This window comes from Pseudomonas sp. S37, assembly GCF_016658545.1.
Classification (GTDB): domain Bacteria; phylum Pseudomonadota; class Gammaproteobacteria; order Pseudomonadales; family Pseudomonadaceae; genus Aquipseudomonas.
Genome location: NZ_JACVZC010000054.1, coordinates 16,840 through 37,141 on the forward strand (window position 1 = coordinate 16,840; position 20,302 = coordinate 37,141).

22 protein-coding genes and 1 tRNA gene are annotated in these 20,302 nt (G+C 62.3%); 4 read left to right on the top strand and 19 right to left on the bottom strand.

Annotation, left to right across the window (positions count from 1 at the left end; translation table 11 throughout):
* Positions 1-223: 223 nt before the first annotated feature.
* The 9 genes from IAE39_RS17050 to thrS all read right to left on the bottom strand — a co-directional run bounded on the left by IAE39_RS17050 (position 224) and on the right by thrS (position 7,713).
* Positions 224-300: transfer RNA gene (locus tag IAE39_RS17050), tRNA-Pro, on the bottom strand.
* Positions 301-416: 116 nt separating this feature from the next.
* Positions 417-773 carry a MerR family transcriptional regulator gene (locus tag IAE39_RS17055; RefSeq protein ID WP_201204621.1) on the bottom strand — a complete coding sequence of 119 codons (357 nt, stop codon included), beginning with the start codon at positions 771-773 and terminating at the stop codon, positions 417-419.
* The gene (gene ihfA, locus IAE39_RS17060) at positions 754-1,056 is read right to left on the bottom strand and encodes an integration host factor subunit alpha (protein WP_003250679.1); all 303 of its coding nucleotides are present in this window, start codon (positions 1,054-1,056) and stop codon (positions 754-756) included. Before ihfA ends, IAE39_RS17055 begins: the two co-directional genes overlap by 20 nt.
* 4 nt (positions 1,057-1,060) lie before the next feature.
* Entirely contained in the window at positions 1,061-3,442 is a 2,382-nt protein-coding gene (gene pheT, locus IAE39_RS17065; RefSeq protein ID WP_201204623.1) for a phenylalanine--tRNA ligase subunit beta, read from the bottom strand.
* A gap of 31 nt (positions 3,443-3,473) precedes the next feature.
* Positions 3,474-4,490, bottom strand: a complete 1,017-nt coding sequence (pheS, locus tag IAE39_RS17070; protein WP_201204625.1) for a phenylalanine--tRNA ligase subunit alpha — start codon at positions 4,488-4,490, stop codon at positions 3,474-3,476.
* A gap of 109 nt (positions 4,491-4,599) precedes the next feature.
* Positions 4,600-4,956 (bottom strand): 50S ribosomal protein L20, encoded by a 357-nt coding sequence (gene rplT / locus IAE39_RS17075; protein ID WP_003250671.1) that lies wholly within the window; start codon positions 4,954-4,956, stop codon positions 4,600-4,602.
* Between the two features lie 27 nt (positions 4,957-4,983).
* Positions 4,984-5,178 (bottom strand): 50S ribosomal protein L35, encoded by a 195-nt coding sequence (gene rpmI, locus IAE39_RS17080; protein ID WP_003250667.1) that lies wholly within the window; start codon positions 5,176-5,178, stop codon positions 4,984-4,986.
* 61 nt (positions 5,179-5,239) lie between these two features.
* A complete protein-coding gene (infC, locus tag IAE39_RS17085) occupies positions 5,240-5,791 on the bottom strand; it encodes a translation initiation factor IF-3 (protein WP_012052879.1) in 552 nt (183 codons plus the stop codon).
* A complete protein-coding gene (gene thrS / locus IAE39_RS17090) occupies positions 5,791-7,713 on the bottom strand; it encodes a threonine--tRNA ligase (RefSeq protein WP_201204627.1) in 1,923 nt (640 codons plus the stop codon). Before thrS ends, infC begins: the two co-directional genes overlap by 1 nt.
* A gap of 338 nt (positions 7,714-8,051) precedes the next feature.
* On the opposite strand from thrS, the gene IAE39_RS17095 reads away from it, so the two are divergent.
* On the top strand, positions 8,052-8,357 hold the full coding sequence (locus tag IAE39_RS17095; RefSeq protein ID WP_201204629.1) for a hypothetical protein: 306 nt from the start codon (positions 8,052-8,054) through the stop codon (positions 8,355-8,357).
* A 162-nt stretch (positions 8,358-8,519) separates the two neighbouring features.
* Positions 8,520-8,732, top strand: a complete 213-nt coding sequence (locus IAE39_RS17100; RefSeq protein ID WP_012273095.1) for a cold-shock protein — start codon at positions 8,520-8,522, stop codon at positions 8,730-8,732.
* A 193-nt stretch (positions 8,733-8,925) separates the two neighbouring features.
* Here IAE39_RS17100 and IAE39_RS17105 read toward each other — a convergent pair whose 3' ends face one another.
* Positions 8,926-9,246, bottom strand: a complete 321-nt coding sequence (locus IAE39_RS17105; RefSeq protein WP_201204631.1) for an I78 family peptidase inhibitor — start codon at positions 9,244-9,246, stop codon at positions 8,926-8,928.
* Between the two features lie 274 nt (positions 9,247-9,520).
* Between IAE39_RS17105 and IAE39_RS17110 the strand changes: the two genes are divergently transcribed.
* Positions 9,521-9,733, top strand: a complete 213-nt coding sequence (locus IAE39_RS17110; protein WP_201204633.1) for a hypothetical protein — start codon at positions 9,521-9,523, stop codon at positions 9,731-9,733.
* Here IAE39_RS17110 and IAE39_RS17115 read toward each other — a convergent pair.
* From IAE39_RS17115 to IAE39_RS17145, 7 genes are all read right to left on the bottom strand, one after another.
* Entirely contained in the window at positions 9,705-10,706 is a 1,002-nt protein-coding gene (locus IAE39_RS17115; RefSeq protein ID WP_201204634.1) for a nucleoside hydrolase, read from the bottom strand. The two genes, IAE39_RS17110 and IAE39_RS17115, sit on opposite strands and share 29 nt — an antisense overlap.
* Before the next feature lie 204 nt (positions 10,707-10,910).
* Positions 10,911-11,309, bottom strand: a complete 399-nt coding sequence (rbsD, locus tag IAE39_RS17120; RefSeq protein WP_201204641.1) for a D-ribose pyranase — start codon at positions 11,307-11,309, stop codon at positions 10,911-10,913.
* Positions 11,306-12,214, bottom strand: coding sequence for a ribokinase (gene rbsK, locus IAE39_RS17125; RefSeq protein WP_201204643.1), 909 nt, complete (start codon positions 12,212-12,214; stop codon positions 11,306-11,308). Before rbsK ends, rbsD begins: the two co-directional genes overlap by 4 nt.
* A gap of 15 nt (positions 12,215-12,229) precedes the next feature.
* On the bottom strand, positions 12,230-13,252 hold the full coding sequence (locus IAE39_RS17130; protein WP_201204645.1) for a LacI family DNA-binding transcriptional regulator: 1,023 nt from the start codon (positions 13,250-13,252) through the stop codon (positions 12,230-12,232).
* 4 nt (positions 13,253-13,256) lie between these two features.
* The gene (locus tag IAE39_RS17135; protein WP_201204647.1) at positions 13,257-14,252 is read right to left on the bottom strand and encodes an ABC transporter permease; all 996 of its coding nucleotides are present in this window, start codon (positions 14,250-14,252) and stop codon (positions 13,257-13,259) included.
* Positions 14,249-15,802, bottom strand: a complete 1,554-nt coding sequence (locus tag IAE39_RS17140; protein ID WP_201204649.1) for a sugar ABC transporter ATP-binding protein — start codon at positions 15,800-15,802, stop codon at positions 14,249-14,251. Before IAE39_RS17140 ends, IAE39_RS17135 begins: the two co-directional genes overlap by 4 nt.
* Positions 15,803-15,820: 18 nt before the next feature.
* Entirely contained in the window at positions 15,821-16,780 is a 960-nt protein-coding gene (locus IAE39_RS17145; protein WP_201204651.1) for a sugar ABC transporter substrate-binding protein, read from the bottom strand.
* Positions 16,781-17,185: 405 nt separating this feature from the next.
* Between IAE39_RS17145 and IAE39_RS17150 the strand changes: the two genes are divergently transcribed.
* Complete coding sequence (locus IAE39_RS17150; protein ID WP_201204653.1) at positions 17,186-18,274, top strand: asparaginase; 1,089 nt, start codon at positions 17,186-17,188, stop codon at positions 18,272-18,274.
* A gap of 153 nt (positions 18,275-18,427) precedes the next feature.
* Here the strand turns inward: IAE39_RS17150 and IAE39_RS17155 are convergent, their stop codons facing one another.
* Together IAE39_RS17155 and IAE39_RS17160 are read right to left on the bottom strand one after the other, a co-directional pair.
* Complete coding sequence (locus tag IAE39_RS17155) at positions 18,428-18,919, bottom strand: GNAT family N-acetyltransferase (RefSeq protein WP_201204655.1); 492 nt, start codon at positions 18,917-18,919, stop codon at positions 18,428-18,430.
* The gene (locus IAE39_RS17160) at positions 18,916-20,124 is read right to left on the bottom strand and encodes a Bcr/CflA family multidrug efflux MFS transporter (RefSeq protein ID WP_201204663.1); all 1,209 of its coding nucleotides are present in this window, start codon (positions 20,122-20,124) and stop codon (positions 18,916-18,918) included. The genes IAE39_RS17155 and IAE39_RS17160 overlap by 4 nt, the downstream gene beginning before the upstream one ends.
* Positions 20,125-20,302: the final 178 nt, after the last annotated feature.

Consider the following 20,302-nt stretch of genomic DNA (forward strand, 5'->3'; position numbering starts at 1 on the left):
TTAGAAAGTATAGAAAATACCCTACACGTCCCTGCATAACTCCAACCACGGTTGCGTTACCGGAGCAGCAGAAAGGCTTGGATCCTGAATAGGGGATAAAACTTCAGGGCTATACCAAACCATTGTAATCAATCAGCTGCTACTGCCAACTTATCCAAAGCGAATAAAAATTCAAATACAAAAAAGCCCAATCGTTTCCGACTGGGCTTTTTCGTTTCAATAATGGTCGGGACGGAGTGATTCGAACACTCGACCCCTTGCACCCCATGCAAGTGCGCTACCGGGCTGCGCTACGCCCCGACTGGGCTTGAAGCATGTTCTCAATCCTGCCGAGAACGTTGAAGAATGTACCCTAAGCCCCTGATAAATGGAAGCTTTTTCTCAAAAAATTTTCCACTCATCAGAAAAGCCCAGCCTCACTTCTTCAACACCACCAGCACATCCTCCAATTCAACAATCATCTGCCGAATCAGCTGCTTGTACTGGCTAGACTCATCCTTAACCTCATCACTGGACAGCCGCAGCCGCGCCCCGCCAATGGTGAACCCCTGGTCATAAAGCAGGCCACGAATCTGGCGGATCATCAGCACGTCTTGGCGCTGATAATACCGCCGATTGCCCCGCCGCTTCACAGGGTTAAGCTGGTCGAACTCCTGCTCCCAATACCGCAGCACGTGTGGCTTTACGGCACACAACTCGCTCACTTCACCAATGGTGAAGTAGCGTTTGCCCGGTATGGGGGGCAGTTCGTCGTTATGGCTTGGTTCCAGCATAGGCCTCAACCCGGGCCTTCAACTTCTGCCCTGGACGAAAGGTGACGACGCGCCGTGCGGTGATCGGGATCTCTTCCCCAGTCTTGGGGTTGCGGCCCGGCCGCTGGCGTTTGTCGCGAAGGTCAAAGTTGCCGAAACCGGACAGCTTGACCTGCTCGTTCTCTTCAAGTGCGTGCCGAATTTCTTCGAAAAACAGCTCGACCAGCTCCTTGGCCTCACGCTTGTTAAGCCCCAGCTCCTCGTACAGCCTTTCGGCCATCTCAGCTTTCGTCAGAGCACCCATGCCGTTATTTCCTTAACGTGGTGTTCAACCTTTGTTCGAGCGAGGTGAGGATGTTTTGCAGGGTAGTGTTCACCTCATCGTCGTTAAGAGTGCGCGATGGATGCTGCCAGGTCAAGCCAACGGCAAGGCTTTTTCTATCAGGATCAATGCCTTTACCTTGGTAGACATCAAACAGCCTGAGGTCTGTGAGCCATTCGCCTGCATTGTCACGAATTAATTCAAGCACCGCGCTGGCCGCTACATCACGGCCTGCGATCAACGCCAGGTCACGACGGGTTTCCGGGAACTTGGACAATTCGCTGAATTTTGGCAGGCGGCCTTCGACCACGTCGCCGAGTACCAGCTCGAACAGGAACACCGGGCGGTCCAGGTCCAGGGCTTTGGCCAGCTCTGGGTGGATGGCGCCAAGGTAGCCGACCAGTTTGCCGTCGCGCTCGATGGCGGCGGTTTGGCCTGGGTGCAGGGCTGGGTGTTTGCCGGCGCTGAAGGTGAAGTCGCTCAGGGCGCCGGAGTAGCCCAGCAGGGCTTCTACGTCGGCCTTAACGTCGAAGAAGTCGACGCCGTCGCGGCCGTTGGCCCAGCCTTCTGGCAGGCGGCTGCCGGTGATTACACCAGCAATCATTGGCTGCTGCTGCAGGTCACCCAGCTGGCCGACAAAGCGCAGGCCGCTTTCGAACAGGCGCACGCGGTCTTGCTGGCGGTTCAGGTTGTGCTGCAGGGCTTTGACCAGGCCTGGCCACAGCGATGCACGCATGGCGGCCATGTCGCTGGAGATGGGGTTGGCCAGCAGCAGCGGCTCTACGCCCGGGCTGAACAGTTCGAACAGTTTCGGGTCGATGAAGCTGTAGGTGATGGCTTCCTGGTAGCCGCGGGCAACCAGCAGGCGGCGCAGGGTCGGCAGGTCACCGCGGGTTTCCGGCTTGCCCTGTGGCGCCAGGCGCGCTTGTGGGTAGCGCACCGGCAGGTTGTTGTAGCCGTACAGGCGGGCCAGCTCTTCGATCAGGTCCACTTCCAGGCTGATGTCGAAGCGGTGGCTTGGCACGGTGACGGTCCACTCCCCTTCCGCTGCCTTGCTGGTGGTCAGTTCCAGGGCGTTGAGCAGTTGCTCGACCTGGGCTGGGTCCATTTCCATGCCGAGCATCTGGGTGATGCGTTCGGCGCGCAGGGTAACCGGGGCCACTTGCGGCAGGTGCTGTTCGCTGACGGCTTCGACAATCGGGCCGGCTTCGCCGCCAACGATGTCCAGCAGCAGCTGGGTGGCGCGCTCCATGGCTTCGCGGGCCAGCTGCGAGTCGACGCCGCGCTCGTAGCGGTGCGAGGCATCGGTGTGCAGGCCGTAGGAACGGGCTTTACCGGCAACGGAAATCGGCTCGAAGAAGGCGCTTTCCAGGAACAGGTCGCGGGTTTTTTCGGTGTTTACACCGCTGTGCTCGCCACCCATGACGCCGGCGATGGCCAGGGCGCGGGTGTGGTCGGCGATCACCAGGGTGTCGGCGCGCAGGGCGACTTCCTGGCCGTCGAGCAGGACGAGTTTTTCGCCCTCTTCGGCCATGCGTACACGAATGCCGCCGTTGATTTCTGCCAGGTCGAAGGCGTGCATCGGCTGGCCGAGTTCGAGCATCAGGTAGTTGGTGATGTCGACGGCGGCGTCGATGCTGCGTACGTCGCTGCGGCGCAGGCGCTCGACCATCCACAGGGGGGTCGGCTTGCTCAGGTCGACGTTACGGATAACGCGGCCGAGGTAGCGTGGGCAGGCGGCCGGGGCACTGACTTCAACCGGGCGCACTTCGTCGTGGGCCGGCTGTACGGCAGGCACCACCGGGCGGGTGACCGGGGTGTCGTACAGGGCGCTGACGTCGCGGGCAAGGCCGGCGATGGACAGGCAGTCACCGCGGTTCGGCGTAAGGCCGATTTCGATGCTGGCGTCGTCCAGGCTCAGGTAGGTGCGAATGTTTTCGCCAACCGGGGCGTCGGCGGCCAGTTCCAGCAGGCCGTCGTTTTCTTCGCTGATTTCCAGCTCGGCAGCCGAGCACAGCATGCCGAAGGACTCGACGCCGCGCAGCTTGGCCTTTTTGATCTTGAAGTCGCCAGACAGCTCGGCGCCGATCATGGCGAATGGCACCTTGATGCCTGGGCGGGCGTTAGGCGCGCCGCACACGACCTGGAAGGTTTCCTGGCCGTTGGTCACCTGGCACACGCGCAGCTTGTCGGCGTCCGGGTGTTGTTCGGTGGCGAGGATTTCGCCCACGACGATGCCGCTGAACTGGCCGGCAGCAGGGGTAACGCTGTCGACTTCGAGGCCGGCCATGGACAGGCGGGCGACCAGTTCGTCACGGGAGACTTGCGGGTTTACCCAACCGCGCAGCCACTGTTCACTGAATTTCATGCTGTTCTCCTGAAAGTTGCGTCGATTGGGCCTAGCGGAATTGCGCCAGGAACCGCAGGTCGTTGTCGAAGAACAGACGCAAATCGTTGACGCCATAGCGCAGCATGGCCAGGCGCTCGGCGCCCATGCCGAAGGCGAAGCCCTGGAACTCTTCAGGGTCGATGCCAGACATGCGCAGCACGCTTGGGTGCACCATGCCGCAGCCCATCACTTCCAGCCAGCCGGTTTGCTTGCACACGCGGCAGCCGTTGCCGGAACACATCACGCACTGGATGTCGACTTCGGCGGACGGCTCGGTGAAGGGGAAGAACGATGGGCGGAAACGTACCGCCAGTTCTTTTTCGAAGAACACGCGCAGGAATTCTTCGATGGTGCCCTTGAGGTCGGCGAAGTTGATATCGCGATCGATCAGCAGGCCTTCGACCTGGTGGAACATCGGCGAGTGGGTGATATCCGAGTCGCAGCGGTATACGCGGCCCGGGCAGACAATGCGGATGGGCGGCTGGGTGGACTCCATGGTCCGCACCTGCACCGGCGAGGTGTGGGTACGCAGCAGCATGTTGGCATTGAAGTAGAAGGTGTCGTGCATCGCCCGGGCCGGGTGGTGGCCGGGGATGTTGAGCGCTTCGAAGTTGTGGTAGTCGTCTTCGACCTCTGGGCCTTCGGCAATGCCGTAGCCAATGTGGGTGAAGAACTGCTCGATGCGCTCGAGGGTACGGGTGATCGGGTGCAGGCCACCGGTGGCCTGGCCGCGGCCTGGCAGGGTGACGTCAATGCATTCGGCAGCCAGGCGAGCGCTGAGCTCGGCTTCTTCAAAGGCGGCCTTGCGGGCATTGAGCACAACGGTAACGCGCTCTTTGGCGTCGTTGATCAGCGCGCCGACTTTCGGCCGCTCTTCGGCTGGCAGGTTGCCCAGGGTCTTCATCACCTGGGTCAGCTCGCCTTTCTTGCCGAGATAGTTAACCCGGATCTGTTCCAGGGTAGTGATGTCTTCAGCGCGCTCTACGGCCTCAAGGGCTTGGGAGACCAGCGCATCCAGGTTTTCCATGTACAGACTCCAGATACGAAAATAGGGGAAGAGCTTTGAAGGCTCTTCCCCTATCGATGACGTTCAATGCCCGGCGCCGCAAGCGCCGCCGGGTGATTGTCGCGGGTACTTAAGCCAGAACGGCTTTAGCTTTCTCGACAATCGCAGCAAACGCCGCTTTTTCGTTCACTGCCAGATCGGCCAGAACCTTACGGTCGATTTCGATCGAAGCCTTTTTCAGGCCAGCAATCAGACGGCTGTACGACAGACCGTTGGTGCGGGCACCGGCGTTGATACGAGCGATCCACAGTGCGCGGAACTGACGCTTCTTCTGGCGACGGTCGCGGTAGGCGTATTGGCCTGCCTTGATGACCGCTTGCTTGGCTACACGGAATACGCGCGAACGAGCACCGTAGTAACCTTTAGCCAGTTTCAGAATTTTTTTGTGACGCTTACGAGCGATAACGCCGCGCTTAACACGAGCCATGAGTAACTTCCTCTATCTTAACCAGAATTAACGAACGCGCAGCATGCGCTCGACTTTTGCCACGTCGGACGGGTGCAGCAAGCTGGCACCGCGCAGTTGACGCTTACGCTTGGTCGACATTTTGGTCAGGATGTGGCTTTTGAAAGCGTGCTTGTGCTTGAAGCCCGAAGCTGTCTTCAGGAAGCGCTTCGCAGCACCGCTCTTGGTTTTCATTTTTGGCATGTTGAACTCCGCATTCGAAAAAAATTACACAATAATCATCAGGCCTGCCGTGCCCGGGAGATTACTTCTTCTTTTTGGGGGCGATGACCATCATAAGCTGGCGTCCTTCCATCTTCGGATGCTGCTCAACGGTGCCGTATTCGGCGAGGTCGGCTTCGACCCGCTTCAACAGCTCCATGCCCAGCTCCTGGTGGGCCATCTCACGGCCGCGGAATCTCAGAGAGATCTTGGCCTTGTCCCCATCGGTAAGGAAACGTACCAGGTTGCGTAGTTTTACCTGGTAATCCCCATCCTCCGTCCCTGGACGAAACTTGATTTCTTTGATCTGGATCTGTTTCTGGTTTTTCTTGGCTTCGTTAGCCTGCTTCTTCTTTTCGAAGAGGTGCTTGCCGTAGTCCATGACCTTGCAGACCGGTGGTACCGCGTCTGCAGAGATTTCTACCAGGTCCAGCTTCGCTTCATCAGCGATACGCAGCGCTTCATCAATCGAGACGATGCCAACCTGCTCGCCGTCTGCGCCAATTAACCGAACCTCGCGGGCCGAGATATTCTCGTTGATCGGGGCCTTCGGTACAGCACGCTTATCGTTTCTCATTTCACGCTTAATAGTCATTACTCCGATTCTTGGCGACCACGCCGGGAAACCGCTTGTGTCAGCAGCTCAGCGAACTGGGCGACGGGCATGGAGCCCAGGTCTGCACCTTCGCGAGTGCGCACAGCGACGGTTTGCGTTTCGACTTCGCGGTCCCCTATAACCAAAAGGTACGGGACCTTGAGCAAAGTATGCTCGCGGATTTTAAAGCCGATCTTCTCATTTCTCAAGTCCGACTTGGCACGGAAACCGCTACCGTTCAGAGATTTCTCAACCTCAAGGGCGAAATCGGCCTGTTTGTCGGTGATGTTCATGATCACCGCCTGAGTCGGGGCCAGCCACGCCGGGAACACGCCCGCGTAGTGCTCGATCAGCATGCCGATGAAGCGCTCGAACGAACCGAGGATGGCGCGGTGCAGCATGACCGGGCGCACACGGCTGTTATCTTCGGCGATATAGCTGGCATCCAGGCGCTCTGGCAGGTTCGGGTCGTACTGCAGGGTACCGCACTGCCAGTTACGGCCGAGGCAGTCGCGCAGGGTGAACTCGATTTTCGGGCCGTAGAAGGCGCCCTCGCCTGGCTGGTATTCCCACTCAAGGCCGGATTCGTTCAGGGCGTCGGCCAGTGCACCTTCGGCACGGTCCCACAGCTCTTCGGAGCCGACACGCTTGGCCGGACGGGTCGACAGTTTCATGGCGATATCGCTGAAACCGAAGTCCTTGTACACGTCCAGGGTCAGCTTGATGAAGTCGGCGGCTTCTTTCTTCACCTGTTCTTCGGTGCAGAAGATGTGCGCGTCGTCCTGCACAAAGCCACGCACGCGCATGATGCCGTGCAGGGCGCCGGACGGCTCGTTACGGTGGCAGGCACCGAACTCGGCCAGGCGCAGCGGCAGGTCGCGGTAGCTTTTCAGGCCCTGGTTGAACACCTGCACGTGGCACGGGCAGTTCATCGGTTTTACCGCGTAGTCACGGCTTTCCGACGAAGTGGTGAACATGTTCTCGGCGTAGTTGGACCAGTGGCCGGAACGCTCCCAGAGGATGCGGTCGACAACCTGCGGGGTCTTGATTTCCTGGTAGCCGTTTTCGCGCTGCACACCACGCATGTACTGCTCGAGTACCTGGTAGACGGTCCAGCCATTGGCGTGCCAGAACACCATGCCCGGGGCTTCTTCCTGCAGGTGGAACAGGTCGAGCTGCTTGCCGATCTTGCGGTGGTCGCGTTTTTCGGCTTCTTCGATGCGCTGGATGTAGGCGGCCAGCTGCTTCTTGTCAGCCCAGGCGGTGCCGTACACGCGCTGCAGCTGCTCGTTCTTGGCATCGCCACGCCAGTAGGCGCCGGACAGCTTGGTCAGCTTGAATGCCTTGAGGAAGCGGGTGTTCGGCACGTGCGGGCCACGGCACATGTCGACGTATTCTTCGTGGTAGTACAGGCCCATGGCCTGTTCATCCGGCATGTCTTCGACCAGGCGCAGCTTGTAGTCTTCGCCACGGGCGGTGAACACGTCGATGACTTCGGCGCGCGGGGTGACCTTCTTGACCACGTCGTAGTCTTTTTCGATCAGCTCCATCATGCGCTTTTCGATGGCGGCCATGTCTTCTGGGGTGAAGGGGCGCTCGTAGGCGATGTCGTAATAGAAGCCTTCGTCGATAACCGGGCCGATCACCATCTTGGCGGTCGGGTACAGCTGCTTCACGGCGTGGCCAACCAGGTGGGCGCACGAGTGACGGATGATCTCCAGTCCCTCTGCATCTTTAGGGGTGATGATCTGCAGGGTGGCGTCGTGGCTGATCAGGTCGCAGGCGTCGACCAGCTTGCCGTCGACCTTGCCGGCCACGGTGGCCTTGGCCAGGCCGGCGCCGATGGATGCGGCTACGTCGGCTACGGATACGGCGTGATCAAACGAACGTTGACTGCCATCGGGAAGAGTAATAACGGGCATGGCGCCTCCTCTCCTAGTGGTGACCCCTACCAAAGGTCACGTGGGTTGGGATGAGCCAGTACAAGATCCGACCTGCCTTCCTTTGAAGGAAGCCTGCCTCACAGTGGCAGAAGCCTTTCGGCTTGCCAGGGACGAACCAGAGTGACTGGAAAGAAATAAAGATAGCGGCGGCCGGAAACGGCGCGACCACAAGCCGAGCATGCTAGCACGCGGGTTGCACCCCAGGCAGAAATATTTGGCAATTACATCTTTTGGGTGAACTAACGCGGAAAAAGTCCTATCAGACTTTGGGAAGCAACCTACTCTTGATGAGACCTTAACCCAAGGAGTAACTGGTTATGCGAGTTCCGTCTCTTCTGGCCCTGGCGGCCGCTGGCGCCCTGCTGCTGCCCATGGCGGCGAACGCCGGTAACTTCCCACCCGGGAAGGAGGCTGGCTACATGGCCCAGTGCACGCAGGTGGCCAGCGGCCAGGGCGTTGACGCTGCGACTGCGAAAAAACACTGCGACTGTGGCGCCCAAGCCATCAAGAAGAATTTCACCGACGCCGAGATTGCCGACCTGGACAGCCAGGATGGCGTGGACGCCAAGCTGATGCAGAAGGCGCAAACCGTTGTGCAACAGGCCTGCGCGCCGAAGAGCTGAAACCTTAAAGCCGGGCCGGGTTGACGATTTCTTGAGCTGAATCAAGATCCGGCGAAGGTAATAGGGGCTAGATGCGCAGAATTAGACTATGATGTACTCCGTGCTGGGCAGCGACCGCTGCAATTGCACCTCTGAAAAATTAAATGTCTGGAGATTCACCCCATGTCCAATCGCCAAACCGGCACCGTCAAATGGTTCAATGATGAGAAAGGCTTCGGCTTCATCACCCCACAAGGCGGCGGCGACGACCTGTTCGTACACTTCAAAGCCATCGAATCTGACGGCTTCAAGAGCCTGAAAGAAGGCCAGACTGTTTCCTTCGTCGCCGAGCGCGGCCAGAAGGGCATGCAGGCTGCACAGGTTCGTCCGGAGTAATTCGGATAGCTGTAAAAAAACCCGCCCTTGTGGCGGGTTTTTTTATGGGTGTGACCTTGATTTGCCAGGCATTTCTAGCCTGTGCCGGCCTCTTCGCGGGTAAACCCGCTCCCACAGAGGGCGGCGGCGCAGGCCTGAAGGTTGGCGCTATCCCTGTGGGAGCGGGTTTACCCGCGAATGGGCCGGCACGGCATCAACCGCAGTTGACGCGGGTCACCACACCTTGCTCATCCACATTCAGGTTCAGGCGCTCGGAACGGTACTCCAGGGTAACCACGTCGTGCGGCTTGAGAATGCGCGCCATCTGCGAGCCGCTGGCCTTGCGCGCCTGCTCCAGCAGGTCGGCACTGCCCGGCTTGCCAATGGCAAAGTCGGCGCCGCTGGCTTCGCAGCGGCCATCGTTGCCTGCCGGGGTGGCCGGTGCTGCGCCACCGCCAGCGTTGCCACCAGTGCTGCAACCAGCCAGGACAGCAGCCACCGCCAGGGTTGCCAGGTAAGCACGGGTACGGAACATGAAGCCTCCTAAATCGGTCTGGGAACTGCCTGATCGGACAGTTCCGCTCATCATTTGTTGCAAAACCGGTCAAGTCTGCCTGAACTGTAGCACCGAGGCGAAAAGCAATCGTGACCGGATTTTGCACAACCCGCTGCGTTTGCCATATGCTTAGCGCGCAGGCTCACTGGCGCAAAGCCATGATTTGCTGCAAGAAGTGGAGCGCATCCCGCCTCCATCGAACACCAGGGTCAGTGTTCATCCCTTCGTTCCGGGCCCCTAGCGAGAGCTTTTCATGAGCAGCCACAGCATCGATGCCGATATCAAGGTCAAGTGGGCCGAGGGCCAGAGCGCGTACAGCCCTGGCACGCCAGAGGAGTTGCTGTTGATTGGCATCGACCTGCTGGTGCGCGATCGCGGCGCCGAGGCGGCGCGCAGCTTCATCGAGCAAGTGCTGGAGCGCTACGCACCGCACGCGGCTATTGCAATCGCGCCAACCGGTCGCTGAGCAGGTCGAACAGGCCCTGGGCATCGCCCTGCTCCACCCACAGCACGTTGGCCGGCTGCTTGAGCACGCCGTACCAGTCGGCGATGGTCTGGCCAAAAGTCGGGCCTTCGCGGCTGTCGATGCTCATATGGATGCGCCGGCCGCTGAACAGCTCGGGTTTTAGCAGGTAGGCGATGACGCTGGCGTCGTGCACCGGGCCACCGGGCATGCCGTACAGGTCCATGTCGTGGGTGACGTAGACGTTGAGAATGTCCACCACGCGCTTGCTGGCCTGGTTGTTTACCGCTGCCAGTTGTTTCAGGCGGGCTTCGCTGGTCAGCAGTTTGTGGGTGACGTCCAGCGGCAGGTAGGTCAGCTGCACGCCGCTGGCCAGTACCACTTCTGCAGCATGCGGGTCGGCGTAGAGGTTGAATTCCGCCACCGGGGTAATATTGCCGCCGTTGAAGTGGGCGCCGCCCATGACCACCACTTGCTTGATGCCTTTGGCGATTTCCGGGCGCTGGATCAGCGCCAGCGCCAGGTTGGTCTGTGGGCCGAGCATGGCGATGGTGATGCTGTGCGGCTTGGCAGACCCAAGGGTGTCGACCAGGTATTGCACGGCGTTGCCCTGGGCCAGCGGGGCTTTCGGTTCGTGGACTTGAACACCGGCCAGGCCCTCTTCGCCGTGCACGTCGGCGGCGTAAATGGGCGCGCGCACCAGCGGGCGGCCTGCGCCGGCGTAAACGGGAATGTCTTCGCGGCCGGCCCATTCGCGGGCCAGGCGGGCGTTGCGCGAGGTTTTATCCAGGCGCACGTTGCCGGCTACGGTGGTGATGGCGCGGATGTTGAGCTCGTCGGGTGAGGCCATGGCCAGGAACAGCGCGACCACGTCGTCGGCGCCGGGGTCGGTGTCGATGATCAGGTCGATCGGGGCGGCCTGCAGGGTGGTGGCGGTGGCCATGAAGGCGAGTCCTTGTAGCAGGGGTTTGAGCATGGGGTGGGCACTCCTTGTTGCCTGGGCGAAAATTCTTGCAGAGCCGCAGCCTTGCCTGGGTGAAAATTCTTGCAGAGCCACAGCCCCCTGTGGGAGCGGGTTCACCCGCGAACACCGGCAAAGCCGGTGCCATCCACCGCGTCGCCTTCTTCGCGGGTGAACCCGCTCCCACAGGGTAGGCACTGCCGCTTGCTGAGCAGTGGATCAGAACGTGACACCGGAAATCAGGGCAATGTTGCTATACGGCTGGCACTCTCCGGTACGCACCACCGCACGCGCACTGCGCGACAGCACCTTGAAGTCCTCATGGCTCAGCCATTCACGCTTGCCCAGCTTGCCTTTCAACCGTTCGATCTCGACCAGCGCCGGCGGCACCACTTTCTGCATTTCTTCGGCCAGCACATGCCGCTCTACCTGCAACTCGCTCAACACCACCCGCAACACGCTGGCAAAGTCCGGCAAACCTGGCGTGATCGCCAGGTCGATCAGCTCGACACCCGGCGGCACTGGCAACCCGGCATCGCCGATCACCAGGATGTCGCCATGGCCCATGCCGGCAATGGTCCGCGACAGGGCAACGTTCAGCAGCGGGGTTTTCTTCATGGCGCAAGCTCCGCCAGGTAGGGGATCGATGGCTGCGCACCCGCGCGGGTAACCGACAGCGCTGCCGCACGCTGGCCGAAGGCAATGGCCTCGCCCTCCTCCAGCCCACGCACCAGGCCAGCGGCAAAGCCGCCAATGAAGGTGTCGCCCGCCGCGGTGGTGTCTAGCGGCTGCACCACGGGTGCCGGAAAATGCACATGGCCCTGGGCAGTCACCAGCAACGCCCCTTGCGCGCCCAGGGTGATGATCACTTTACCCGCGCCCAGTTGCAGCAAGCGCTCGCCCGCGCGTTGGGCGCTGCCTTGGTCGGTGACCGGGATGCCGGTCAGGGCCTCGGCCTCGCTTTCGTTAGGCGTCAGGTAATCGATGTGCGCAAACCAGCCCGCCGGCAGCGGGCCGGTGGCGGGCGCCGGGTTCAGGATCACCTGTTTGCCCAGCTCGCGCCCCCTGGCCAAGGTCCAGGCCACGGTCTCAGCCGGCACTTCCAGCTGGCAGATAATCACCTCGGCCGCCTGCAACAGCGCATCGAAACGTTGCACCGATTGCGGCGTCAGCAGGCCATTGCCACCCGGGATGATGACAATGCAGTTCTGGCTGGCGGCATCCACGGTGATCAGGGCGATGCCGCTGGACACCCCAGGGCAGGTACTGACGCCCTGGCAGTCGATACCCTCTACATACAAGGCCCGGTGCAGTTGCCGGCCATAATCATCGTCGCCGACATTGCCGATCATCGCCACACTGCCGCCCAGGCGCGCTACCGCAACCGCCTGGTTGGCGCCCTTGCCGCCCGGCACCGTAAAAAAGCTTTCGCCGGGGAGTGTTTCGCCGGCCCGGGGCAGGCGCTGGGCGCGGGCCACCAGGTCCATATTGAGGCTGCCGACCACCACAACCTTGGCTTTCATGACATTTCCTTAGCGTTAGCGGTAATCGTTGAACAGGTCCGGGCGGGGCCCGGTGGATTCGCGCAGGACGATGCGCGGGGCCACAATGCGCTGCTCCGCCGCACCTTGCCGGGGCGTGCCGATACGCGTCAGCAGCAGCGAGGCGGCGCTCTCGCCCAGCTCGCGAATCGACTGGCCGACCGTGGTCAGCGGTGGGTACACGTAGCGGCTGAGTTCGATGTCGTCAAAGCCGATCACCGACAGCTCGCCGGGCACGTTGATATTGCGTTCGGCAGCCGCACGCAGCACGCCAAAACCGATCATGTCGTTGCCGGCAAAAATCGCCGTAGGCCGCTGGCCCTCCAGCACCAGCGCCGCTGCCGCATGCCCGCCGGGGCTGGTGAAGTCGCAGTGCAGCACGCGGTTGCCCTGCACGGGCGCCTGCACCTCGGCCATGGCCCGGCGGAAGCCGCTCAGGCGCAGCTGGGTAACCCCGGTTTCGGCAGGGCCGCCAATGTAGGCGATGTCGCGGTGGCCCAGCTCCAGCAAGTGCTGGGTGGCCAGGTAGGCGCCCTGCTCGTGGTCGATGCGCACCAGGTCGGCATCCACGCCTTCCAGTTCGCGGTCGACAATGACCATGGGCGTGCGCACGCTGGCCAGGCTTTGCAGCAGGTCGCTGTCCTGGCCCACCGAGGCCACCACCAGGCCGTCGATGCGCTTTTCCAGCAGCACGCGCAGGTAGCTGCGCTGCTTCTGCGGGTTGTCGTCGGAGTTGCACAGGATCACGCAATAGCCGTTGCGTTCACAGGCGTCCTCGATGCCCCGCGCCAGCTCGGCAAAGTACGGGTTGACGCTGTTGGGCACCAGCAGGCCGATGGTGGCCGTGCTGCGCGCCTTCAGCGAGCGCGCGACCGCACTGGGCACGTAATCCAGCTCGACGATGGCGGCCTCCACTTTCAGCCGCACTTGCTCGCTGACCGGTCGGGTCTTGTTCAATACATGGGACACGGTGGTGTAGGAAATACCCGCCAGTGCCGCGACATCTTTAATGGTTGCCATGTGGTCAGTTCCGCCGGCCTGCACGCCGGCTGCGGTAAGTGTCGAGCACCACGGCGATGACGATCACCGCCCCGGTGATGATGCGTTTGGTCGGTTCGCTGGCACCGATCTGCGCCAACCCTGCGGCCAGCACGGAAATGATCAGTACGCCAAAGAAAGTGCTGATGACCGAGCCGCGCCCGCCCATCAGGCTGGTGCCGCCGATCACCACGGCGGCGATCACCTGAAGCTCCAGGCCGGAGCCAGCATTGGGGTCGGCCGCTTCCAGGCGGGAAATCTGAAACAGCGCGGCCAGGCCGGCGAGCAGGCCCATCAGGGCGAACACCAGCACTTTGTACGGGCGCGGGTCGATGCCGGCCAGGCGCACGGCCTCTTCGTTGGTGCCGATGCCGATCAGGTAGCGGCCAAATACCGTGCGGGTCAGCACCAGGTGGGCCAGCACAATCACCAGCAAGGCGATGATGAATGCCGGCGAGATGCCAAAGGCCACCGGGTCGGAGAACCAGGCATAGGCATCGCCGATATAGGCGGTGCGCGAGTCGGTGAACTGGTAGGCCAGGCCGCGGGCCATTTCCAGCACGCCGAGCGAGACGATGAACGACGGGATGCGCCAGGCCACGGTGACGCCCCCGGTGATGCTGCCCGCCAGCGCGGCCACGGCCATGCCCAGCAGCGCCGAGGGCAGCACGCCCCAGCCCCAGCCGAGAATCGCCACACTCACCGCAGAGGCCGCCAGCGCCAGCACCGAGCCCACCGACAGGTCGATGCCGCCGATGATCAGCACGAAGGTCATGCCCACCGCCAGCACCATCAGGTCGGGGATCTGGTTGGCCAGGGTGCTGAAGGTGTTGTAAGACCAGAAGTGGCTGCTGAGGAACGAGAACAGCACGATCATCGCCAACAACGCGCCGGCCAGGCCCAGGTAGGTGCCCAGGCCAAAGTAGGTGCCAGTGCGGCGCATGGGGGCGGTGCCCTGGCTGTCGAGCGGAGTGGTTTTCATGCGTCCATCCTGGGGGCTGCCTCATGCAGCAGCGCGTCACGTTTCTGATAACCGGCAAAGGCGGCGGCCAGCAGTTGGTCCTGGGTCCAATGCTCGCGGTCGAAGGTGTCGATCAGGCGCCCGGCCGACAGCACGGCGATGCGGTCGCAGATCAGCATCAGCTCGCGCAGGTCGCTGGACACCACCACCAAGGCCTTGCCCTGGCGGGCCAGCTCGGCCAGCAGGCCATAGATGTCGAACTTGGCGCCGACGTCGATGCCACGGGTAGGTTCGTCGAACAGCAGCACCTGGCAGTCGCGCTCCAGCCAGCGGCCGATCACCACCTTCTGCTGGTTGCCGCCAGACAGCTCGCCAACCACCTGCTGGGCGCCGGCGCTGCGAATACGCATGGCCTGGATCTGCCGTTCGGCCAAGGCCCTTTCCGCCTCGCCGTCGAGCACGCCGGCGCGCGACACGGCGCCCAGGTTACCCAGGGCGATATTGGCGCTGATCGATTGGGTCAGCAGCAGGCCTTCGCCTTTGCGGTCTTCGGTAATCAGCGCTATGCCGGCGCGCACGGCGGCCTTGGGCGAATCGATGGTGACGGGTTGCGGCGGCTGGCCGAGCGCAATGCTGCCGCTGTCGGCACGGTCGGCGCCGTAGATCAGGCGCAGCAGCTCGGTACGGCCGGCGCCGATCAGCCCGGAGATACCAAAGATCTCCCCTGCCCTGACTTCGAACGACACCTCGCGCACCTTGTCGCTGCGGCTGAGCTTGTCCACCTTGAGCAACGGCGCGCCGATCTGCCGGCGGCCCAGGTCGATGTGCTCGCCCAGTTCGCGGCCGACCATCAGGTTGACCAGCTCGGCGCTGCTGTAGCGCTGGATCGGCTCGTCGCACACCAGCTTGCCGTCGCGCAGCACGACGATGCGCTGGGCCACGCGTTGCAGTTCTTCCAGGCGGTGCGAGATGTAGACGATGGCCACCCCGCGCTCGCGCAGGCGCTCGATCTGGGTGAACAGCAATTCCACCTCGCGCGCGGTGAGCATGGCGGTGGGCTCGTCAAAGATCAGTACATGGCAGTCGCCGATCAGGTTGCGGGCAATCTCGACCATCTGCTGGTGGCCGATACCCAACTCGCCGACCGGGGTGCCCGGGTCGATGGCATCCAGCCCGACCTGGGCCATGGCGGCGCTGGCCAACTGGCGCAGGCGCTTGTGGCTGATCCAGCCGCAGCGGCTGGGCAGGTTGCCCAGGAACAGGTTTTCGGCCACGGTCAGGGTCGGCAGCAGGTTCAGTTCCTGCATGACCATGCGCACGCCCAAGCGCTCGGCCTCGCGGCGGCTGGCCGGCGCGTAGGCCTGGCCACGGTAGGTCATGTGCCCGGTGGTAGGGTTTTCCAGGCCGCTGATCAGCTTGGACAGGGTGCTCTTGCCGGCGCCGTTTTCGCCGGTCAGGGCCAGCACTTCGCCGGCCCGCAGGGTCAGGCTGACCTCGCCCAGCACCGGCAGGGCGTAGGTCTTGCCCAAGCCGCTGGCGGCAAGCACCACTTCATTGGCCGATGCAGGCATGGCCGTTTCTCCTGGGCGTCAGGGCTTTTTGGTGATGAGTTCGACCGGGGTCTGGATGACGTTGTCGGCATCCACGTCAGGCTTTTCGCCGTTGACCATTTTCAGTGCGGCCTGGATGCCGAATACGGCTTGCTGGCTGGCGGCCTGGTCGAGGGTGGCGAGCACGCGGCCATCGGCAAGCATTGGCTTGATGGCGTTGATGTTGTCGTAACCCACCACCTGCACCTGGCCGGTCTTGCCAGCAGCGCGCACGGCCGACACGGCGCCCAGGGCCATGCTGTCGTTACCGGCCAGCAGGGCTTTCAGGTCGGGGTATTCGTTGAGCATGGAGGCGGCGACGGCGTTGCCTTTGTCGATTTCCCAATTGCCGCTTTGCACCGAGACGATCTTCATTTGCGCGGCTTGCATGGCGTCCTTGAAACCGGCGGTGCGCTGCTGGGCGTTGGTGGTGGTCGGCACGCCTTCGATGATGCCGACCTGGTCGCCGGCCTTGAGCTTCTGGCTGGCCAGGTAATCGCCGACCAGGCGTGCGCCCTTGCGGTTGTCGGGGCCGACGAAAGGTACGCTGATGCCTTTGCTCTTGAGCAGTTCTGGGTCCAGGCGGTTGTCGATGTTTATCACCACCACGCCTTTGTCCATGGCCTTCTTCACCGCAGACACCAGCGCCTTGGAATCGGCCGGGGCGATTACCAGGGCCTTGGCGCCGGAGTTGACCATTTGCTCGACGATGCGGATCTGTTCGCCGGTGTCGGTTTCGTTCTTGATGCCGTTGGCGATCAGCTCGAACTCATTGGCGTGGGTTTTCTGGTAGTCCTTGGCGCCGTCTTCCATGGTGCGGAAGAACTCGTTGGCCAGTGACTTCATGACCAGGGCGACCTTGGGCTTGTCCTCGGCATGGGCAACCGACAACGGCAGGGCGAAGGACAGTGAGGAAACGACAGCGAGGGCCAGCAGACGACCGGGGAACGGCAGCTTCATGGACGATGACTCCGAATCTTGTTTTTTTATCGGATCGCAAACGTTTGCGGTACCTAACTATGGAAACAGGACCGGGGTTTGTCAAATCCGTTTGGCTGTCGGAGGCCAAAATCTGCTGGCGTTGATTATCCAGAATTTTTCCGAAAAACCGAACACCTTTTCCTATGCTTGTTCGGAATCACGAATGGAGTACTTGCCCTTTGTGGGGGCGGCCTTGTGTCGCGATGGGGTGCGCAGCAGCCCCGGAATGTGTGTCAAGGCACCCATTTTTGGGGGTGCTTCGCACCCCTTTCGCGACGCAAGGCCGCTCCCACAAAAAGCCGTACGCGCAGGCTGGTATGAAAGATGCCTGCAAGCCTGCGCGATTCAAAAACCATCTCACTAGGAAGAGAGAGAACAATAACGATGAATGCCGCACTGAAAACCTTCGCCCCCAGCGCACTCGCACTGCTGCTGATCCTGCCAGCCACCGCCTCGGCCAAGGAAGCAGAAACCCAGCAGAAGCTGGCCAATGTGGTCATCCTCGCCACCGGCGGCACCATTGCCGGCGCCGGTGCCAGCGCCGCCAACAGCGCCACCTACCAGGCCGCCAAGCTGGGCGTCGACAAGCTGATCGCCGGTGTGCCGGAACTGGCCGACATCGCCAACGTGCGCGGCGAGCAGGTGATGCAGATCGCCTCGGAAAGCATCAGCAACGACGACCTGCTGAAGCTGGCCAAACGCGTCGCCGAACTGGCGGACAGCAAGGACGTCGACGGTATCGTCATCACCCACGGCACCGACACCCTGGAAGAAACCGCCTACTTCCTCAATCTGGTAGAAAAAACCGACAAGCCGATCGTGGTAGTCGGCTCGATGCGCCCGGGCACTGCCATGTCCGCCGACGGCATGCTCAACCTGTACAACGCCGTGGCCGTGGCCGGCGACAAGCAGTCGCGGGGCAAGGGTGTGCTGGTAACCATGAACGACGAAATCCAGTCGGGTCGTGACGTGAGCAAGTCGGTCAACATCAAGACCGAAGCGTTCAAGAGCGCCTGGGGCCCGATGGGCATGGTCGTGGAAGGCAAGTCGTACTGGTTCCGCCTGCCGGCCAAGCGCCACACGGTCAACTCCGAGTTCGACATCAAGCAGATCAGCAGCCTGCCGCAGGTGGACATTGCCTATGGCTATGGCAACGTTACCGATACCGCCTACAAGGCACTGGCACAAAACGGCGCCAAGGCGCTGATCCATGCCGGTACCGGCAACGGTTCGGTGTCGTCGCGGGTGGTGCCGGCGCTGCAGGAACTGCGCAAGAACGGGGTGCAGATCATTCGCTCGTCGCACGTCAACCAGGGTGGTTTCGTGCTGCGTAACGCCGAACAGCCGGATGACAAAAACGACTGGGTCGTGGCCCATGACCTGAACCCGCAGAAAGCGCGGATCCTGGCGATGGTGGCAATGACCAAGACCCAGGACAGCAAAGAGCTGCAACGGATTTTCTGGGAGTACTGAGTAAACAGCAACCTCAGCAGCCGCTGGCTGCTGAGGCCTCATGGGGGACCAATTGTCATGCTCAAAATATGACAAGCCTGCGCGATCCCTGTGGGAGCGGGCTTGCCCGCGAACACCGGCAAAGCCGGTGCCAGCCACCGCCGGCCTATCAGCTCAAAGGCTCATGACCATTTCATGCCAGGCCATGCCGCCGTGGTCGGAAGGCGAAGGCCGCACGTACTGGTAACCCAACTTGCGGTACAAATCGACGTGCTGTTCCTTGCACATCAAGTGGATGGTCTGCTTGCCCTGCGCCTTCATCTGCGCGATGAATTCAGTCATCAACCGCTTGGCGTAACCCTTGCCCTGGTGGGCGGGGTCAACCACCACCGACATGATCACCACGTTGGGCGCCAGCGGGTCATGCCCGACCAGTTCCTTGAACGCTTCGTCAGACATGACCACGTCATGGGCGCAGCCGCTGTTGATGAAGCCTACGATGCCCTGCGGGTCTTCAAGCAACAGGAAGCCTTGCGGATACTGGCTGATGCGCGTGCGGATCTTCTCCAGGGTGGCCGCCTCGTCGCCCTCGTAGGCACCGATCTCGATCTGGTAGCAGCGCTCGGCGTCGGCGACGACAGGCTGGCGGAATTGCGTGTTGCTCATGGGGCAGGCTCCGGAAAGCGGGATGACGAAGCCGCCATGTTAAACCGCAACCAGCCATAGCACAGCACCGCCCCGGCACCAGCCGCTGCAATGACCAGGCACATTGGCCGCGGTGTGCCATCGGCCAGGCTCCCCACCAGGGCGCTGAAGGCCGCGCCCATGGCAAACTGGCTCGCCACCGCCAGCCCGGCCGCAGCACCGGCATTGGCCGGGAACAGCTTCAGCAGGCTGGCCACACAATTGGCCCCCATCAGGCCGGTCACGCTGACATACAGCACCACCAGGCCGACGATGCCGCCCAGGCCCAACAGCCCTGCCCCGCCGAGTACGCCCAGGCCCAGTGCTGCGATACCGGCAAACAGCGCACCCAACCCCAGCATCCACAGCGGGCCAACGCGGCTGACCAGGCGGGCATTGAGCAGGGTCATCACAATGACCCCGGCGATGTTCAGGGCAAACAGCCAGCCATAGGTGTGCGTGGAAACGCCGAAGTACTCGATGTACACATATGGCGAAGCGGTGATGAAGGCGAACATGCCGCCGAACGACAGGCCCATGCACAGGATGTACGCCAACGCCGCAGGGCTGCGGGCGATGTGCCAATAGCCGGCCAGCGCGGCGCCGAGCGAACCGGCGCGTTTGTCGGCGGGGTGGGTTTCCGGGATGCTCCAGATGCAGGCGGCCAGGCACAGGGCTGCGAACACGAACAGCCCGGCGAAGATGCTGCGCCAGCCCTGTAGCAGCATGAGGAAGCTGCCGGCCAGGGGCGCGACCAGGGTGGCGATCATGGTCACCAGGTGCATCAGCGACAGGGTGCGGGCGGCTTCGTTGATGGCGAACAGATCGCGCACGATGGTTCGCGCCAGTACCGATGCAGCAGCACCGCCCAAGGCCTGCAGGAAGCGCCAGGCAATCAGTTGCTCGACGCTGCTGGCAAGCATGCAGCCGACGGTGGCGCCCAGGTACAGCAACATGCCGGCGATCAGCAGTGGTTTGCGGCCGAAGCGGTCGGAGAGCGGGCCGTGGAACAGCATGCCCAGGCACAGGCCAGCGAGAAACGCGCCGATGGTAAGTTGCACGCTGGCAGCGCTGGCCTGCAGGTCGGCGGCGATGGCGGGCAGGCTGGGCAGGTAGGTGTCGATCGACAGGGGGGCGAAGGCTACCAGGGCGGCCAGTAGCACGATCAGGCGGCTGGGGTGGGTCAAGGTTTGCGCTCCGGGAGGGATTGGGCGGGCGGAAACGATAACATATTAATTAACCTGCACCACCGCATGCATTTCTTCGCGGGCGCGCCCGCTCCCACAGGGGCCAAGCAATCCTTCAGGTCAGCGCGAACCTGTAGGAGCGGGGGGGGGGGGGGGGGGGGGGGGGGGGGGGGGGGGG

Coding starts and splice junctions, on each gene's coding strand:
- IAE39_RS17155 (WP_201204655.1), bottom strand. CDS start 18,919: ATGAGCAACACGCAATTCCGCCAGCCTGTCGTCGCCGACGCCGAGCGC.
- infC (WP_012052879.1), bottom strand. CDS start 5,791: ATGACTATTAAGCGTGAAATGAGAAACGATAAGCGTGCTGTACCGAAG.
- IAE39_RS17140 (WP_201204649.1), bottom strand. CDS start 15,802: ATGCCTGCATCGGCCAATGAAGTGGTGCTTGCCGCCAGCGGCTTGGGC.
- pheT (WP_201204623.1), bottom strand. CDS start 3,442: ATGAAATTCAGTGAACAGTGGCTGCGCGGTTGGGTAAACCCGCAAGTC.
- IAE39_RS17130 (WP_201204645.1), bottom strand. CDS start 13,252: ATGGCAACCATTAAAGATGTCGCGGCACTGGCGGGTATTTCCTACACC.
- IAE39_RS17110 (WP_201204633.1), top strand. CDS start 9,521: ATGAGCAGCCACAGCATCGATGCCGATATCAAGGTCAAGTGGGCCGAG.
- IAE39_RS17095 (WP_201204629.1), top strand. CDS start 8,052: ATGCGAGTTCCGTCTCTTCTGGCCCTGGCGGCCGCTGGCGCCCTGCTG.
- rpmI (WP_003250667.1), bottom strand. CDS start 5,178: ATGCCAAAAATGAAAACCAAGAGCGGTGCTGCGAAGCGCTTCCTGAAG.
- IAE39_RS17135 (WP_201204647.1), bottom strand. CDS start 14,252: ATGAAAACCACTCCGCTCGACAGCCAGGGCACCGCCCCCATGCGCCGC.
- IAE39_RS17055 (WP_201204621.1), bottom strand. CDS start 773: ATGCTGGAACCAAGCCATAACGACGAACTGCCCCCCATACCGGGCAAA.
- IAE39_RS17105 (WP_201204631.1), bottom strand. CDS start 9,246: ATGTTCCGTACCCGTGCTTACCTGGCAACCCTGGCGGTGGCTGCTGTC.
- thrS (WP_201204627.1), bottom strand. CDS start 7,713: ATGCCCGTTATTACTCTTCCCGATGGCAGTCAACGTTCGTTTGATCAC.
- pheS (WP_201204625.1), bottom strand. CDS start 4,490: ATGGAAAACCTGGATGCGCTGGTCTCCCAAGCCCTTGAGGCCGTAGAG.
- IAE39_RS17115 (WP_201204634.1), bottom strand. CDS start 10,706: ATGCTCAAACCCCTGCTACAAGGACTCGCCTTCATGGCCACCGCCACC.
- IAE39_RS17150 (WP_201204653.1), top strand. CDS start 17,186: ATGAATGCCGCACTGAAAACCTTCGCCCCCAGCGCACTCGCACTGCTG.
- IAE39_RS17100 (WP_012273095.1), top strand. CDS start 8,520: ATGTCCAATCGCCAAACCGGCACCGTCAAATGGTTCAATGATGAGAAA.
- ihfA (WP_003250679.1), bottom strand. CDS start 1,056: ATGGGTGCTCTGACGAAAGCTGAGATGGCCGAAAGGCTGTACGAGGAG.
- rbsD (WP_201204641.1), bottom strand. CDS start 11,309: ATGAAGAAAACCCCGCTGCTGAACGTTGCCCTGTCGCGGACCATTGCC.
- rbsK (WP_201204643.1), bottom strand. CDS start 12,214: ATGAAAGCCAAGGTTGTGGTGGTCGGCAGCCTCAATATGGACCTGGTG.
- IAE39_RS17145 (WP_201204651.1), bottom strand. CDS start 16,780: ATGAAGCTGCCGTTCCCCGGTCGTCTGCTGGCCCTCGCTGTCGTTTCC.
- rplT (WP_003250671.1), bottom strand. CDS start 4,956: ATGGCTCGTGTTAAGCGCGGCGTTATCGCTCGTAAGCGTCACAAAAAA.